Source organism: Pantoea sp. PvP021 (assembly GCF_054056055.1).
Map to the genome: position 1 here is coordinate 235,312 of NZ_JBSRXX010000002.1, position 15,405 is coordinate 250,716.

17 protein-coding genes are annotated in these 15,405 nt (G+C 52.4%); 12 read left to right on the top strand and 5 right to left on the bottom strand.

What is annotated here, in order from left to right:
* Positions 1-7: 7 nt before the first annotated feature.
* Positions 8-976, top strand: a complete 969-nt coding sequence (locus ACVKSX_RS10240) for a YiiG family protein (protein WP_301248440.1) — start codon at positions 8-10, stop codon at positions 974-976.
* A gap of 245 nt (positions 977-1,221) precedes the next feature.
* Positions 1,222-2,739, top strand: a complete 1,518-nt coding sequence (locus ACVKSX_RS10245; protein WP_354438709.1) for a hypothetical protein — start codon at positions 1,222-1,224, stop codon at positions 2,737-2,739.
* A 196-nt stretch (positions 2,740-2,935) separates the two neighbouring features.
* On the opposite strand, the gene ACVKSX_RS10250 is transcribed toward ACVKSX_RS10245, so the two are convergent.
* Entirely contained in the window at positions 2,936-3,826 is an 891-nt protein-coding gene (locus ACVKSX_RS10250; RefSeq protein WP_311978487.1) for a LysR family transcriptional regulator, read from the bottom strand.
* Positions 3,827-3,955: 129 nt separating this feature from the next.
* Between ACVKSX_RS10250 and gstA the strand changes: the two genes are divergently transcribed.
* Entirely contained in the window at positions 3,956-4,561 is a 606-nt protein-coding gene (gstA, locus tag ACVKSX_RS10255; RefSeq protein ID WP_062759079.1) for a glutathione transferase GstA, read from the top strand.
* Positions 4,562-4,729: 168 nt separating this feature from the next.
* Positions 4,730-5,446 (top strand): alpha/beta hydrolase, encoded by a 717-nt coding sequence (locus ACVKSX_RS10260; protein WP_249654815.1) that lies wholly within the window; start codon positions 4,730-4,732, stop codon positions 5,444-5,446.
* A gap of 23 nt (positions 5,447-5,469) precedes the next feature.
* On the opposite strand, the gene ACVKSX_RS10265 is transcribed toward ACVKSX_RS10260, so the two are convergent.
* Complete coding sequence (locus ACVKSX_RS10265; protein WP_010259799.1) at positions 5,470-5,781, bottom strand: cupin domain-containing protein; 312 nt, start codon at positions 5,779-5,781, stop codon at positions 5,470-5,472.
* 310 nt (positions 5,782-6,091) lie between these two features.
* Here ACVKSX_RS10265 and ACVKSX_RS10270 point away from each other — a divergent pair, with 310 nt between their 5' ends.
* Together ACVKSX_RS10270 and ACVKSX_RS10275 are read left to right on the top strand one after the other, a co-directional pair.
* Positions 6,092-6,775: a hypothetical protein gene (locus tag ACVKSX_RS10270; RefSeq protein ID WP_354438706.1), complete on the top strand. Its 684-nt coding sequence runs from the start codon at positions 6,092-6,094 to the stop codon at positions 6,773-6,775.
* A 328-nt stretch (positions 6,776-7,103) separates the two neighbouring features.
* Complete coding sequence (locus ACVKSX_RS10275; RefSeq protein WP_354438704.1) at positions 7,104-7,724, top strand: protein phosphatase CheZ; 621 nt, start codon at positions 7,104-7,106, stop codon at positions 7,722-7,724.
* Between the two features lie 152 nt (positions 7,725-7,876).
* Here ACVKSX_RS10275 and ACVKSX_RS10280 read toward each other — a convergent pair whose 3' ends face one another.
* Both ACVKSX_RS10280 and ACVKSX_RS10285 read right to left on the bottom strand, forming a co-directional pair.
* On the bottom strand, positions 7,877-8,317 hold the full coding sequence (locus ACVKSX_RS10280; protein ID WP_354438702.1) for a GNAT family N-acetyltransferase: 441 nt from the start codon (positions 8,315-8,317) through the stop codon (positions 7,877-7,879).
* 208 nt (positions 8,318-8,525) lie between these two features.
* Positions 8,526-9,518 (bottom strand): threonine ammonia-lyase, encoded by a 993-nt coding sequence (locus ACVKSX_RS10285; RefSeq protein ID WP_191919081.1) that lies wholly within the window; start codon positions 9,516-9,518, stop codon positions 8,526-8,528.
* A 51-nt stretch (positions 9,519-9,569) separates the two neighbouring features.
* Between ACVKSX_RS10285 and ACVKSX_RS10290 the strand changes: the two genes are divergently transcribed.
* Positions 9,570-9,917 (top strand): ArsR/SmtB family transcription factor, encoded by a 348-nt coding sequence (locus ACVKSX_RS10290; RefSeq protein ID WP_033768664.1) that lies wholly within the window; start codon positions 9,570-9,572, stop codon positions 9,915-9,917.
* Between the two features lie 406 nt (positions 9,918-10,323).
* Here the strand turns inward: ACVKSX_RS10290 and ACVKSX_RS10295 are convergent, their stop codons facing one another.
* Positions 10,324-11,049 carry an SDR family oxidoreductase gene (locus ACVKSX_RS10295; protein WP_354438700.1) on the bottom strand — a complete coding sequence of 242 codons (726 nt, stop codon included), beginning with the start codon at positions 11,047-11,049 and terminating at the stop codon, positions 10,324-10,326.
* Between the two features lie 118 nt (positions 11,050-11,167).
* Here ACVKSX_RS10295 and ACVKSX_RS10300 point away from each other — a divergent pair, with 118 nt between their 5' ends.
* The 5 genes from ACVKSX_RS10300 to ACVKSX_RS10320 all read left to right on the top strand — a co-directional run bounded on the left by ACVKSX_RS10300 (position 11,168) and on the right by ACVKSX_RS10320 (position 15,359).
* A complete protein-coding gene (locus ACVKSX_RS10300; RefSeq protein ID WP_132498883.1) occupies positions 11,168-12,070 on the top strand; it encodes a LysR family transcriptional regulator in 903 nt (300 codons plus the stop codon).
* Between the two features lie 236 nt (positions 12,071-12,306).
* On the top strand, positions 12,307-13,047 hold the full coding sequence (locus ACVKSX_RS10305) for an SDR family oxidoreductase (RefSeq protein ID WP_031292481.1): 741 nt from the start codon (positions 12,307-12,309) through the stop codon (positions 13,045-13,047).
* Positions 13,048-13,315: 268 nt separating this feature from the next.
* Positions 13,316-13,846: a DUF2778 domain-containing protein gene (locus tag ACVKSX_RS10310; protein ID WP_010246718.1), complete on the top strand. Its 531-nt coding sequence runs from the start codon at positions 13,316-13,318 to the stop codon at positions 13,844-13,846.
* Positions 13,824-14,096: a hypothetical protein gene (locus ACVKSX_RS10315; RefSeq protein ID WP_010246721.1), complete on the top strand. Its 273-nt coding sequence runs from the start codon at positions 13,824-13,826 to the stop codon at positions 14,094-14,096. The genes ACVKSX_RS10310 and ACVKSX_RS10315 overlap by 23 nt, the downstream gene beginning before the upstream one ends.
* Positions 14,097-14,657: 561 nt before the next feature.
* Entirely contained in the window at positions 14,658-15,359 is a 702-nt protein-coding gene (locus tag ACVKSX_RS10320) for a glutathione S-transferase family protein (protein ID WP_010670628.1), read from the top strand.
* Positions 15,360-15,405 lie beyond the last annotated feature (46 nt).

Below are 15,405 nucleotides of genomic sequence, written 5' to 3' on the forward strand. Positions count from 1 at the left end.
ACCCGGGATGCTGTTGACTGCCCTTGTGCTGCCGTTGGCAGCATGTGACAACAGTGACAAAGCGGATGCAAAACCCGCCCCTCAGAGTCAACCCCAGGCTGTTGCGGAGGATAGCGCTGCGCAACTCACCACAAAATTAAACGCCTATGTGGGTTGCTTTAACACTACGGATGGATCGGTTCGCGATAGTGCCCTGCGCTATGTGAGCTGGATGGCGAATGCTGAAAAGGGGCCAACCGGCAAAGAGCGCAGCGTCAACGTACTGGGCGAGGTCACGCCTTATGAACTGGAGAGCTGCACTAAAGCCATCAACCAGGCATCGAAGGCTAAACCGACGTTACCGGCGCTGGATGCTGCAGCAACACAGTATCTGGCAGATTTAACGACATTGCAGCCGCTGGTTTCGCAGGCTCATCTTTACTACAGTCAGGAAGATTACAAGGATGATGGCTTCGCGAAAGCCAAACAAATGCATCCGCCACTCATGAAGGCGTTTAACAGCTTTATGAAATCCAGCGACCAGTTCGGTGCCGAAGTTGAAAAAGAGAATAATGAGGTCGTTGCTGCGCAACTCGTTGAGATTGAAAAGTCTGAGGGCCGTCATAGTCGCTACTACCGCCTGGCATTAGTCACACAGGCCAAACCGCTGGCGACCCTGTTTACCTCTTCCGCTCCCGACGTGGCAGAGATGACAAAAGCGATTGATGCTTACAGTACGCTGCTGAGTGAGGCAGAAAAGGCAACGGCCAGCGAAGCGGGCAAGCCATTAACCTGGTCCATCTTCCAGGATAATGCCGGAACCTTCCTGAAAGACTGCAAGGATCGCATGCGTCGGATTCGCGATAAAACACCTTACAGCACGGGTGAGCAGAGTCTGCTGAAAGGAAGCGGCAATTCAGGCTGGATGGTATCGGGTTCACCGATGCGTGTTTTAAAATCCTATAACGAACTGGTTGAGGCCGGTAACCGCCTGTAAGCTGAATACCTGCCCCGCATGCCTCCGGGCAGGCTTCGTCAGTCGGGCTGCTGCGTGCAACCCGACTGACGCTGTCACCTGCCGCGAAAAAAATAAAAATGTTCACGCGCCAGCATTTCGTTAAAACGTTATGCCAGGCTAGTGTGCTGGATGGATCTGAGATCCGTGGCAAAGCGCACCCCTGAGCAGGATGCGCGCTATATCAGATTTTCTGACTGTAAAATTTTTGACTGAGAGGAGCGAGAGTGCAAGCAAAGGTCGGCGATATCTACAGCGTGTTTTCCCCGCAGTTGCAGCAGTACGTCGCCTGTCAGGTGACACACCTCCAGCAGCCTGCTAATGCCAGAGGCAAAGTCCTTGCAGCCATACTCCAGCTCGACTGGGCAGGTGATCATTTGCCTGACAGGGCGGAAGCCAGCCGTATGCGGCCTTTGCGCTGTAGCTACTATTTTGTCAACGACAGCTTCGATCACGGTTATGTCTCTGCCAATGTCCCACCGGGACATGTATTAATTGCCAACCTGCCGCCGCTGGCAGATCAGGAAGTAAACGCCTACAAGTTCGGCTGGGACGTGGGAGACAGTCTTGTTCGACAGCGAAACTGGGAGAAGATCGACCCGGCCAGCCGTGCGCGGTTCAAGGCTGCTTCAGGCGCGCACAACGTGGTTATCGGCGGCCAGACACTTCGCCAGGACACCACCCGTATCAATGACCACCTCCTGCAAACCCTGACCGATCTCTCTGAACTGGATCGCCTGCCCTGCCTGATGACCATCGAAACCCGCCATGGCACCCCGGAACTGATGGCCTATATACAGCAGCATGACTTCATTAATGAGTTGCACTGGCAATCCGCTGTCGTCAGCGAAATCGATGTCGGGGCGACCCGTCTGTCGCGTTTTATTCTGCACCCTGAAGGCGTCAGCTGCGTGCGGCTGAATCCTGATCTCTCCCTGCTGTCACTCACCGCAACGCCTTCTTCAGGCTTTCAGGTAGAGGCTGATCAGGAAGGGCGCAACCTGTGCCTGCAATGCTCTCAAGCTTTGCCTGTGCTGCAGGGTATTGACCGGCTCAGGGCATTGTCACTGACAGGCGTTAAAGAGATTGACCTGGCGTCAGTCGTTGAGCGCTTTACCTGTTTAACTGAGCTGCGCATCTGGGGAAATCCCGGCGTAGCCAGCAATATGCATCGTATTGCCGCACTGCCACAGTTGCAGATGCTGACCTTCTTCGACCTGTTTGGCTTCAGCGCGGCTGACTTTCCCTCACCAGAAGCGTTGCCCAATCTCTCATGCCTGTGGATGACCAGCGTCCCGCTTGACGTGGTCAGCTCTGTCAGAGCCGCTTATAAAAAGGCGACAACTCAGGGGTTGGATCTCTCGCTGAGTAAAGCACGCAAGCCGGAATGGCTGGCTGAGAATCTGCACAATCCGTTCCGGGACTGGGATGGACGCGAACATATTTCGGCCACTTATGCCAAAAAAGCAGCGCTGGCTTACAAAAACCTGCGGGCTGCCACGAACAACATCGATAGCAGCATGGATGTGGCGAGCCTGTTAACCGCCGCTGTAACCGCCTACACCGAAGCCTTTAATCTCATCGACCGGCGTTCAAAGGCGATTGAGACGGTCGAGCGTGAGGAGATCTACAGTGTGCTGTGCGATGTTCTGAACCCGCTGGAGCAGAAACTGGGCGAGCAAGGCGCCACGCTTGTGGATCAGCCGCGGTTGTATCAGCTGTTCGACCAGTTACGCGAATTCTGAGCCATCCCGATGATTCAGGCTTGTTCCGCCACGTCAGAAAACCGTTATTCGTCCCGATCACCTTATGCGGCAAAGCGTTAAGACGTGAGTTGAGAAAGGATCGCGGGCGGGAGAGTCTGCAGACCTCTCTTTCCCGGCCAGCCATTCTGCTGTTTATGATCGGGTAACGGCAGATAAAGTCAGCGGTGCAGTGGGATTATCCGGAGATATTACCCTGTCCTTTACGTAGCCCGTTCAGGAGTGCCTGCGTCACGCCAGAAGCTTTTCCGGAAGGCGAACAGACCAGCCCGAATTCACGGTGCAGAGGCGGGATGACCGGCATCACTGACAGGCCGCGACGTTCCGCTGGCAGGGCTGATTCCGGCACCAGCGCGACACCCATACCTTCACGCACCAGCATGCAGGCGCTGATCCAGTCGCGGACCTTTACGCGCACGTCAGAGAGGTGGAATCCTGACTGTTCCATCAGGCTTTTGCCATTAACGACGCATCCGCCTGTTGCAAGCACAAAGGGCTGGTCTGCCAGTTCCTGCAGGGTTATACCGTTCGCGCCTGACTGACCGATGTGCGGAGCGCTGGCTGGCATGACGGCGACCCATGCGTCCTGTCCCAGTATCACATCAGCACGTCCGGGTGCCGGGTTCATTACCACCCCCAGCTCAACGGTGTCCGCTGCAAGCCACTCCTCAACTTCTTCATCCGTCCCTTCCAGCACCACCACCTCCATGCCCGGATGCAGACGCCTGAAGTTACGCAACAGCCCAGGCAGGAGTGTGGACGTCACAGAGGGAAAGCTGGCAAGCCGGATGCGTCCGCTTTTTAAACCCCGGCTCTCATCAGCCAGCACGCGGATCGCGCTGAGCTGCGACAGCATAATCCTGGCATGTTCAATGACCTGCTCTCCCAGCGCGGTAACACCGATGTGCCGGCGCTCACGCACGAATACCGGGAACCCGAGTGACGATTCTAACTGGGCGATAGCCTGACTGGCACCGGACTGTGTCATGCCTGTCGTTTCAGCAGCACGCGAAATATTACTGGCATCGGCCACCGCCACCAGCAAGCGCCAGTGCAGAAGATTCATCATGGTTATCAGTAGTCCATCTAATAGTTAACTTTTGAAGCATTAATTTTACAGAATTCTCTGCGTTAAGCACAGTCTGTTCCGTAACGACAAAGAGAATCTCACATCGCTTTCAATGTTAACGGAGAAGACATGAAACTTTATTACGCCCCGGATACCTGTTCGCTGTCACCCCATATCGTGCTGCGTGAGCTCGCACTGGAGTTTGAGCTGGTTAAAGTGGACAACAGGAGCAAGCTCACCTCTGACGGACGCGACTTTCGCCTTATCAACCCCAAGGGCTATGTTGCTGCACTGGAACTGGACGACGGGCAGATATTGACTGAAGGGCCGGCGATTGTGCAGTACCTCGCCGACCTGAGGCCGGAAAGCGGGCTGGCACCGCCAGCAGGCAGCTGGGCGCGTGTTCGACTGCAGGAGTGGCTGAACTTCATTACCAGTGAAATCCACGCGGGTTCCGCTCTGTTGTTTAACCAGGCACTGCCCGACGCTGTCCTGTCACTGTTTCGTGAAAAGCTCTTCCGGCGGTTCGACTTTCTGCAGGACACGCTCGCCGAAAAAGCGTTTTTGATGGGGCCATCATTCAGCGTTGCTGACGCCTACCTTTTCACCGTACTGGGCTGGTGTAAGTTCTTCAGCATTGAACTGGATCGCTGGCCTGCGCTGGTGGCGTACAGAGCAAATATCAGTGCGCGCCGTGCTGTGCAGGCGGCATTACGGGCAGAGGCGACGCAGTAAGCGCGGACAGATTGGTGGCCTGAGGCCAGAGTATGAATAACCGATCCTTGATCTGCTGCTGGCGCCTTGCGTAACGGTAGTCTGGAGCCAGAAGCGGACTGAAATTTATCGTTTCACCGGGAACGGGTTAGTATCTCCAGACTGACCTTTTAGCGGGGAGTCGGCTTTATGATTAACAACACCAGGGGGGAAACCTCTGTCATCAGGCATGCCGACAGGAATTTTGACGTCACGTTATTGAAGGTGAATGAGGCCAGCCAGTGTATCCTTTTTGCAGCAGGTGCTGGCGGAAGTCCATTGCGTCATCTTGAGCTTCTGCAGACCTTTAGCCGCAATGGTATTTCAGTTGTAGCGCCCCATTTCGAACGGTTAACCTCTTCCACGCCCTCAAAGGCTGACTTACTGGAACGCAGCCAAAGGCTGGCCCTCGCCCGCGATGCGTTTTGTCAACATTATGCCTCGATTACCGGCGTCGGGCACTCACTCGGCACCGTGATTCTGTTGATGCACGCCGGGGCGACGGCCTGGACTCGCACCAGAGAGAAGGTGACATATGCAGGCAGACAGGATTTGAATCAACTGGTGCTGTTAGCGCCACCTGCGGATTTTTTCAGAGCACCCTCGGCCCTCGCCTCCGTGAAAGTACCTGTCAGGATCTGGACTGGCGAGAAAGACACCCTGACACCGCCATCGCAAGCGCTATTCATCAAAGAAGAATTAGATAATCGAACTGAGACAAAACTTTGCGTGGTTAAAGATGCCGGGCATTTCACCTTCATGAACATCCTGCCGCCGCATATCACTGACACCCACCCATCACGCGACGCCTTTCTTCTCAATCTGGGAGAAGAGATCGCCCGTTTTGTCACTGGCTTGTTGGCTTAGCCAGATAATGAATCACAACTTAATTAAACCGATCCCTCTTTTTCAATCACCAGCACGCGGGCGACGCCCTGTGGACGCGCGATATGTTCTGTCCCTTCACTGGCATAAAAAATATCACCGGCGTTGAGTACACGGCTTTTAACTTCGCCCTGCTCTTTATATTGCATTTCAACACACCCATCCATGACAGCAAAAACCTCCTGACCATCGTTGATGTGCCACTTATAAGGCTGATCGGTCCAGTGAAGTTTCACGCTGACATTATCGAAGCTGGCAATATGCTGTGAGTCCCAGGCCTTCGAACCGGTAAATTCCTTACTGCAATAAAAATTCATTTTAGCTCTCTCAACAGAAGTGATTTAACGCCATCGACATCATCAATATCAGAGAGAGTTGATCGATTCTATACGTCAGGCATCTGTTGTCCTGATCTGTCCTCTGGTTGTCCGTTTAGGGGCAGAGCGGGAAGGTCGCAATGCTTTTCAGGCAAACCCGGCACCGCACATGTCCGCTTTATGCCAGAGCAGGCGTTGAGCGTATGGTAATGTGTTCACGATTAGCCACAGGGATACTTCTGAACAGTTATGGGCTGAAATCGCATGGATGACGAATCGCCTCTGTTCATACCAATGCCAAAGGTCTGTAATGAAATCGATAAATCTGGAAAGCTTGTATCGCTCTGCCAGCGAGCACACCGTCTCCATCTGGTCGGAAAATGCAGGAGTTGGGACTGTTAAAGAGGGGAACTACTACGATCCTGTAAGGCTGGCTCTTGCAGCGGGCATTCAGCCGCCGGTGACCTTTGATGTCTCACGTCTTATTTGTGAATTACAGCAGCTCACAAAGGATGATCCCCTTGCCGATATTCTGCCCACACAGGGTTTCCATTTTACCTTCCTGCCCCTGACTCTGCCGCTCTATAACGAAAACGAGCCATTGCCCGAAAAAATCGATGAATTGACGAATATCTGGAGCGGATTTGATGCGTTAAAAATTGTTATCAGAGATCTGCGGTTAGTTGCATTGCCCAGTCAGTTATTGCTTGCGGGGATCCCTGATAGTTCGGCAATAGCCATGCGCCACTCATTCTGCGAAAAAGTTCTGGATTCGCACTGGAAAAATGAGTTGCTGATGCGTCATACCGGCAGCCCATTACCGGCACCCTTCTGGCACAGCACGATTCTGCGCTACGGCGCTGATTTTTTACCTGCACCCGTGCGTGAGTTTATTTTTGAACGTCAGACCATTAATTTTGGGGATGTAGATGGAGAATTAAAACTGGCGAGGGTTAACTACAACTGGACAAAATGTTATTCGTTGGCGGATTAATTAAGACGAAGAAATTACATGATAAATAAGATACTGCCTGCCCTCGCGTAAACGTTTCAGAAGTGGGTAATACGCCCCTTTTTTCGCTCATAACAGTCATTAACCCGCACACATTCAGCTCTATACCTGACTACCCCCTCCGGCTGAAAAAACAGGGCCTGCGCGCAACACTTTCTGCCTTTTACAACCCTGATGTCGTTAGCTCTATGGTGTCTCATTCACATCATGTCACTTTTTACACGAGTAAAAACCTCAGGAAATTTAAAAAACCGCCGCGAGCTGCCGATAACCTCAGGTCTCGAAACTCTGTACGCAGGAAACAACATCCATGTCACCATCCGACACCCATAGTAAGCATCAGGAAATTGGCGAAATTACGGCGCGTGCTGGCTTCATCCTGCGGCAGCTTCGCGACAGTCTGCAACAGCTGGGGCTTGATAAAACCATCGCCGATGTGGCGGGAAGCATCCCAAACGCCCGTGAAAGGCTGGGTTATGTCGTCACAATGACCCGCGAAGCAGCAGAGGGCGTAATCAACAGCGTGGAAATCACGCAGCCTCTGCAAACCGATCTGGGAGAAAAAGCGGAGAAACTCTCGCAACGCTGGGATGCCACTTCCGGTACGCTGTCAGACAAAGAACAGACCCAGGCATTAGCGGCAGATACCGTTGCCTTGCTGAATGATGTCCCCCGCGTCACGGGTCTGACGCAACAGCAGTTACACGCGATTATGATGTCACAGGGCTTCCGGGACCTCACAGGACAGATTGTGCAGGCTATGATGGCCGTGCTGAATCAGGCTGAGCAGCAGCTGATACAGGTCATCCGCGATAATACCGGCTCACACAGCACCGCCGAGCGCACTGCGCCGTCTAAACCTTCCTCCGCACCAGAGACTCCTGCCAGTCAGGATGATGTGGACGACCTGCTGGCCAGTCTGGGAATGTAAGCCGACGTAATAAAATCGCTCTGAGAACGGACGATTAATGATTAAAGCGTTTTCGCCAGGCCACCCAATCGGTCTTGCTGACAGCAAAGATGTTATTTTGGCTAAACGTCCGCTTTGTGCCAGAGGCAGACGTTTATGAAAATGGCAGTGGATTACACGCTGCGATGCTTCTCCAGTTTGATATCGGTATCGTTAATCTCTTTTTTATTACCCCAGCCGAGCTGCATGTAAAATTTCGCCGCGCGACTATTTTTATCGGTTTCCAGCCAGGCAATCTCATGATGTTTGAATAATTCCTGCTCGGCGAGAAAAACCAGCCTGCGACCTATCCCCTGGCCTTCATATTCCGGGAGAACAAAGGCCGCAAAAAGACAGCCTTCATCCGGCAAAATCATTGAAAAGCCGACTGTTTTGTCGTTTTCAGCCGCAACCCAGGCGCAAAGACTCTTTTCAATCATATCGGCCACGACGCTTTCGGTGATCCCCAGCTGACGCATTTCTTCACGACTCAAATAATTCTCGAGCACTGAGGTTCTGACTTCGAAAATACTATCAACATCAGAAGCCCGGGCTGTTCTTATATTTATATTCATTAGTCTTACTCCTTGTATGACAAAAATATTTTTTGATGATGATGCCTGACATTCCCTTAAACGAACCATAGAATTTTAAGCGAAAAGGCTGTTAAACGGCAGGCCGTCAAAGGCGGCACTACCTCAAAGCCTGCGTAATGAATGAAGCCGTTATGATAAGAACGTTGTGCAATAAGAGCTCAGCCGACCTTAACTCCGCTCTGTTTCTTCATAGTGACGCCTCATTAACTAATTTGAGATAGCGGGAGCCCGATATGTTTCTACCGCTCACCACGCAGACAATTTTACGCCCGCTCAGTTCTTTTGCATAACGGATGGCTGCCGCAACTGCGGGTACGCCTGAAGGCTCTACAACATGGCTGTGCAGATTAAGCATTAACAGCATCGCTGCTTTAATTTCGACTTCTGAAACCAGAAGAACACGATCGACGCGATCGCGTATGAGTGGCCAGGTCATCGCTTCAGGCTCTATATAGCCACTTATGCCTTCGGCGATTGACGACGATATTTCCACTGGGATCGCCTCACCAGCTTCTTTCCAGCGCTCAAACGTCGGGCTTGCTTCACTCTGCACTGCCCACACTTCGGCTGCAGGGTTTATGCCCTTGATGGCTGTTGCGATACCGGAGGCCAGCCCGCCGCCGCCAATGTTCACGAGAATAACGTCAGCGTCTGGCCAGTCTTCCATGATTTCCAGACCGACGGTGCCGCCTCCGGCAATCATCTGCTGATTATTATAGGCTGAGACGAACGTTGCGCCGGACTGTTGCGCTGCAACAATGGCTTCCTGCCTTGCGTCTTCAATGTTGTCAAAAAACGTAACCTGCGCACCATAACTCTTCATCGCAGAAACCTTAATCGGGTCTGCTGAAAACGGTAAGAATATGGATACGGGTATGCCTGCCGCATGTCCCGCACAGGCAAGCCCTAAACCATGATTCCCTGCCGTCGGAGCGATGACGCCGGCACGTCGCTGGTCTGCATTAAGACTGGCAAGAACGTTTGCAGCACCTCTCAGCTTAAAGCTACCGGTATGCTGAAGATTTTCCATCTTAAGCCTGACCTCCGTCCCGACAAGAGCAGACAGCGAGTGGGAAGGCTCCAGTGGAGTTTTGCATACTGTTGATTTAATTCGCCCGGAAGCGGCATAAATATCTTTCAGCGTGACACTGTCTGTTAGCCTTTGTCTGTGGTTTGTCATAGTATGCCCCTAAAGTTATATAAGAAAATGACTATATAGGCGATTGGCTATATGCACAACTCAAAGACATTAATGGCCGATATTTTTCGTGCCCTTGGTAATGAGCATCGGCTCGTGATTGTTGAATGGCTGTCCGATCCAGAGTCACATTTTCCGGTGCAGCAGGACGGCGATCTGGTTAAGGATGGTGTGTGTGTCGGATTTATCACCGAAAAAATTGGTCTGAGTCAGCCCACCGTGACAGGCCATCTGCAAATTCTTGCTAAAGCTGGGATTGTGACATCGAAACGTATCAAGAACTGGGTGTTCTATAAACTTGATAGACAACGGATGGATGAAGCTACGGCAATGTTGTCTGGATATGGGAAGCTGGCGCCTGGTTCACATGAACAGCCATAATTGGGCAGTATGTGTATTTACAGGGCAGTAAATCCAGTGTGTGTGTGTATCTCGCTCCTGGCGTGCCCGCCTTTCAGATAAATTTATTCGGTCATCGTTATCTGTTGTCATCTTCTGTAAAACTGCCGTTTAACTTCAGAAACTACCCCGGCTGATGACCAGCCTGTAGGTTTGGGTCCGCTTTCGTTCAAAGCGGACCTTATGACCTAATTTTCTGTACGATCCGTGCCTGAGGCGGCCATTAATTACATTCAGATGCGCTAAGAAACATTGAGCCGCTTATTTTCCTTCAGGATGATTCGGACATATTTTAGAACCGACTGCGCACGACACGCCAGGCGTTCTGCCCACACCCGTCAACCAACCTGCCCCATCCAGGCAGGTGGAATGCTTTATTAGACGAGATTCACCAGGGTGCGCACTCTCCATCTAAAAAGAATCCTGCGGTGATTGTCTGGGATGCTTCAGCAGCGAGCCAGACGATCCCCCTGGCCGCCTGGGATACAGTTCGATAACCGGTATGTCCGTTAAAATCGGTGGCCGTATATCCCGGGTCAACTGCGTTTACGCTGATGCCATACTCAGACAGTGAATTGGCAAATGCCACCGTAACGCCATTTAATGCCGTTTTTGAACTGGTATAGCCCAGTGCCGCTACCTGAGAGTAGGGATGCGCCTTGTCAGATATCCATTCCAGCGATCCCAGCCCGCTGCTGACCATGATAATCCGGGGTTCCTCACCCAGTTTGAGCAGCGGCAGAAAAGCCTGCGTTACTCTGATGACGCCGAAAACGTTGGTGTTATACACCGTCATAATATCGCTGATGCTCTGCGACTCAGGCGCGATGGGCCAGGTTCCGGGAATACCCGCATTATTGATCAGCACATCTAGTTTTCCATCTTCTGACTTTATCTGCCCGACGGCCGCATCAACACTTTCCTGGTCTGTCACGTCAATGATAGCCAGCCGCACTTTAATGCCTTCCGACAGCAACCGGCTGACAGCATCCTGACCGCGCCCCCCATCGCGGCAACCCAGCCAGACATTAAATCCCAGTTTCCCCATCAGTCTGGCCGTTTCAAAACCAATACTCTTGTTTGCGCCGGTAATTAAAACCGTTCTCTTCTTCATGTTGTTGCCTCAGTGATTTATGCAGGTGTATCTGAGTTATAAATCTCTCAGAGCTGTTTGATAAGAGGCCGCAATACGAATACGCTGTTCGGAAAAGCGAACAGTAACGGAAGTTGAGATGGATGATGTCGCGATATTTCTTGCCGTCTTCAGGGGTCAGGGTTTCCGGGCCGCGGCTAAAACGTTAGGCCTGGCACCCTCAACGGTCAGTGAGAGGATTACCGCGCTGGAAGTCAGCCTGGGCGTTCCGCTGTTTATCCGCACAACCCGCAGCGTAACGCCCACCGAAGCAGGCCGGATGCTGGCCGAGCGCATGGCACCTCTGCTGAGCGAAATGAGATCGGTGATGAATGACGTGGCAAGTTCTCAACGGGAGGTGCGCGGGCTACTCAGGCTGAACGTGACGGGTGCGGTGATGGTCGATATTCTTCCGCCCCTGCTTGAGCAATTTCTCGATCGCCATCCGTTGCTGCGGGTGGAGATTATGGTGGACGATCGCCTTGTTGATGCCACGGCGGAAGGCTGCGATGCAGGCATACGCTATGGCGAACATCTGGCCCGGGACAGTGTTGCCGTTCCTGTCGGCCCTCGCCGCCAGCGTCTGGCTCTCGCGGCGGCACCCGACTACCTTGCTTCGCGCGGTCTCCCCGTTCACCCGACGGCATTGGCCGAACATCACTGCATCCGCCTTAAGTATTCCAGCGGCGCGCTGATTCCCTGGGAATTTGAACGCAAAGGAGAAACCGTCAGCGTCAACCCTGCTGGTCGCCTGACTATCGGTGTCAATGGCGCATCAGGCGCAATTGAGCTGGCAAAAAAGGGTCAGGGCATTATCGCCGTCTTTGAAAACTGGCTGCAGCCCTGCTTTACGACGGGTGAACTGCTGCCTGTGCTTCCGGAGTGGTGGCCCGAATTTGAAGGTCCCTGGCTCTACTTTCCCAGCCGCTTTATGTCAGCACCTCTGCGCGCTTTTGTGGATTTCCTGAAAAAGGTACAGTCAATGCCTGAACCGCTCGATTGACTGCAGTAGCAGGCCCGCCAGTCGATATTGAGCTCGGCTAACAAGCGCACCTCTGTTTTGACGGGTTGTGGCAGGTTAAAACGCACTGGAGGCATGGGGCCGCGTTTCAGACCGCTTTTTGCCAGAAGCGGACATTCAAGAAGCAATGCCATCGTTGCGTAATGAAACAGATGACGAATAGTGTTTTTCTTACGTAAGGTAAATGCTGATTCCAAAGCCAAATAAAGGGAGTAAGCATGGGCAGGTTTCAGGGTAAACGTATATTGATCACTGGTGGTACGAGTGGAATGGGGCTGGCAGGCGCTCAGCGTATTGTCACGGAAGGTGGTCATGTAGCTATTACGGGGCTAAATGAAGAAAGGCTGGAACGTGCACGCAGCATGCTTCCTGCGACATCGCTTGTTATGAAAAGCGATGCTGCAGGCGAAACTGACATAAATGCGCTGCAGGAAGCGATTAGTGGCTGGGGTACCCTTGATGGATTATGGCTTAATGCTGGCTTCGCAGAGGTAAGCTCTCCCGAATCTGTAACGGCAGATTCTTTTAATCGAATGATGAATGCTAATGTGCGCGGCCCGATGCTACAGCTGGCAGCCCTCTCCAAATCACTTAATTCAGGCGCATCCGTTCTGGTTACTTCATCTTCATCTGTATATGAAGGTGCGGCGATGACAAGCCTTTATGCAGCAACGAAAGGCGCGGTTATCGCTATGGTCAAAAGCTGGGCATCAGCGCTGGCTGAACGCGGTATCCGCGCCAACACTTTGGTGCCAGGTCCGATTGAAACCAACTTCAGGCACTTTATGCCAGAGGAGTCGCGTCAGCAGTTTGAAGATTTTGTGGTAAGCCAGGTTCCTTTGGGTCGCGCAGGAACAGCGGAAGAGGCCGCGGCAGTTGCACTATTTCTCCTGTCCGATGACGCATCCTATGTTACCGGCAGCCAGTATGCGGTAGATGGCGGTCTGGTACATTACTGACCGTTGACCAGGGATGCATGAAAATAACTGTAATTGAGCCAGTAACGTCCGCTTTGTGCCATAAGCGGACGTCAGTATTTGTGCTGAAGGATCGCGCCGAAGGCCTCTTACGGGGTGCGGCAAGTAGTCTTATAATAAATAAGGCTGTCTGGTTCGCATGAGATGAACTCTGGCTGTCAAGCGCCCGCCTGCCCGTTAACTTCTCTATTAAGGAATGGTAGCATTGCCCGGTTCATTGGCATGCCTTATAACCTACAGGGAGCGTTTAATGCAGTTAATGAGAATGACCTACGACGATCTGACAAAGGGCGGCGGCGAGGCAAAGCTGCACGTTTACGGCGTGGGTACCTTCCCGGTCTTTTCCGGCCAAAAGCCTTATACCAATGATCCAAACTGTACCTACAAGCCTAACAGTGCCATTCCGGTCGGGCGCTACTGGATTGTTCCGCGTCCTGAAGGCAGTATCGCTAACCGGATCAGAGGATGGGCCGTCGACACCTGGAACAACTCAAATCATTCAGAGTGGTTTGCGCTCTTTGATTCGAAAACGATGAGTGATTCCATCTTCATCAATGGCGTTGCCCGCGGCGGCTTCCGCCTGCATCCTCTTCGGCCAGACGGCTCCGGAGAAAGTGAAGGGTGTATCACCTTCGTGCGGCGTACTGATTTCTATACGGTAAGACAGGCGCTGCTCCGGAGAAAAACAATCCGCGTGCCGGGTTCGCGAAACAGCTTGATGGCATACGGCTACGTTGACGTTCAGGGAGAAAGTAACTTTGCAAACTGCAAAATTCGCTAGAAAAGCAGCGGGTTTTTTCGTCTGCTTTATTGTGGCCTTTATGGTGTCGCGTTACGGGATGCCACTCTATCCGCTGACGGCGTGGCTCGTTGAACATTCTCACCAAATTTTCAGCAGTTATCAGGATGACGTATACGAAGCCGGTACGGATCCGGTTACGTTCTTTTCCCTTTTGACCGTTATCGCGTTTTACGCTTTAGCCATTTATTGGTTAGTAAAAATGGCAATTAAAAAAGTAAAACGTGGATAGACTGGTTGCAGTAAAAACCGGGGGTTTTATGCTGCCCTGCAACTCTGTCTGAAAAATCAACACCATAAAGGGTTCGCGAGCGGGTTGTTATATTTATTATGGCAGAACGTCCCTGCCGCTATCATTTTGACGACCGCTTCTCGCTCACAGCGGCCGCTCATTTTTGTGACCAGTGATGATGCCGACACCAGTCGGCTTCATGGGCTGATCTAACCGCTACTACCTCACCCCGTGGCCCTTGCGCTTCCGGACTATCAGCCGGCTCTTCCTGTTGGCCAGCAGCCCGAATGGCAACCAGTCGACAGTAATTGCAAAAATGCAACTCACCTGAAAACCCGCTTGAATCGAACCTCTCCACTCATTTGCATTTTTCAACCCTCCGGCGTCATTGTCCCCCTCCTTCAGCTATGCCTCCGCTGAAATATCGTATCAAGCATGAAGATCACCGAAAAATTAACCTAACAAGTGTTAGACCGGTGTTGACGTGTGTTGATTTGCCCGCTAATGTTTGCCTACCTAACGTTAGTTAGATACCCCAACCATCAACCTGTAGGATCGACCATGACTGCTAAACTTCAGCTTTTTACATCACCTTCGGCCTTTCCTAATCCACAGCGCCTGCGGCTTTTCATGCACGAAAAGGGCATCGCTGACCAGTTTGCCGAGACCATCTATGACATGTCCCCTGGAGGAGAGCAGCGTGGCTGGCGACATTTGAATATGAATCCGTGGGGCGAAACGCCTACCCTTGAACTGGCTGACGGGAGTTATATTTCTGAAACGGCTGCCATCGTTCGCTATCTTGATCAGGAGTATCCGGGCCGCAAGATTATGGGAGAAACAGCACTGGAACAGGGGCTGGATAATATGTGGGATAACCGGGTGTGGGTGCATATCCTGTACCGCATCGTTACAGCGTTCCACGTGTTGCACACCGGCCTCGGCTTCAAGCTGGAATTGACCAAAAATGAGGCCTGGGGTGAACACTGCCGTAAAGAAGCTTTGGCTCACGCCGCGCTGGTTAATCGCCATCTTTCAGACGGCCGCGAATGGCTGCTCGGCGGCGATGCCCCGACCTTCTCGGATATTACTCTGGCGACCGCGATCGCCTTCTCGAAATTCCCGGTCAATGCCACTCCACTGGACGAGCGTTTTGAGTTCTTAGATGCGTACTGGCAGCGCTGGACAAAACGTCCTGCCTTCCAGGCGGCCTACGCCGATCGCAACAGCGGCATTCCTGAGCTGGATTCGCCAGCCCGGTAATAGCACCACTCGATGTAAACTCCGGTACGCCGGGTTCGTTATCTAC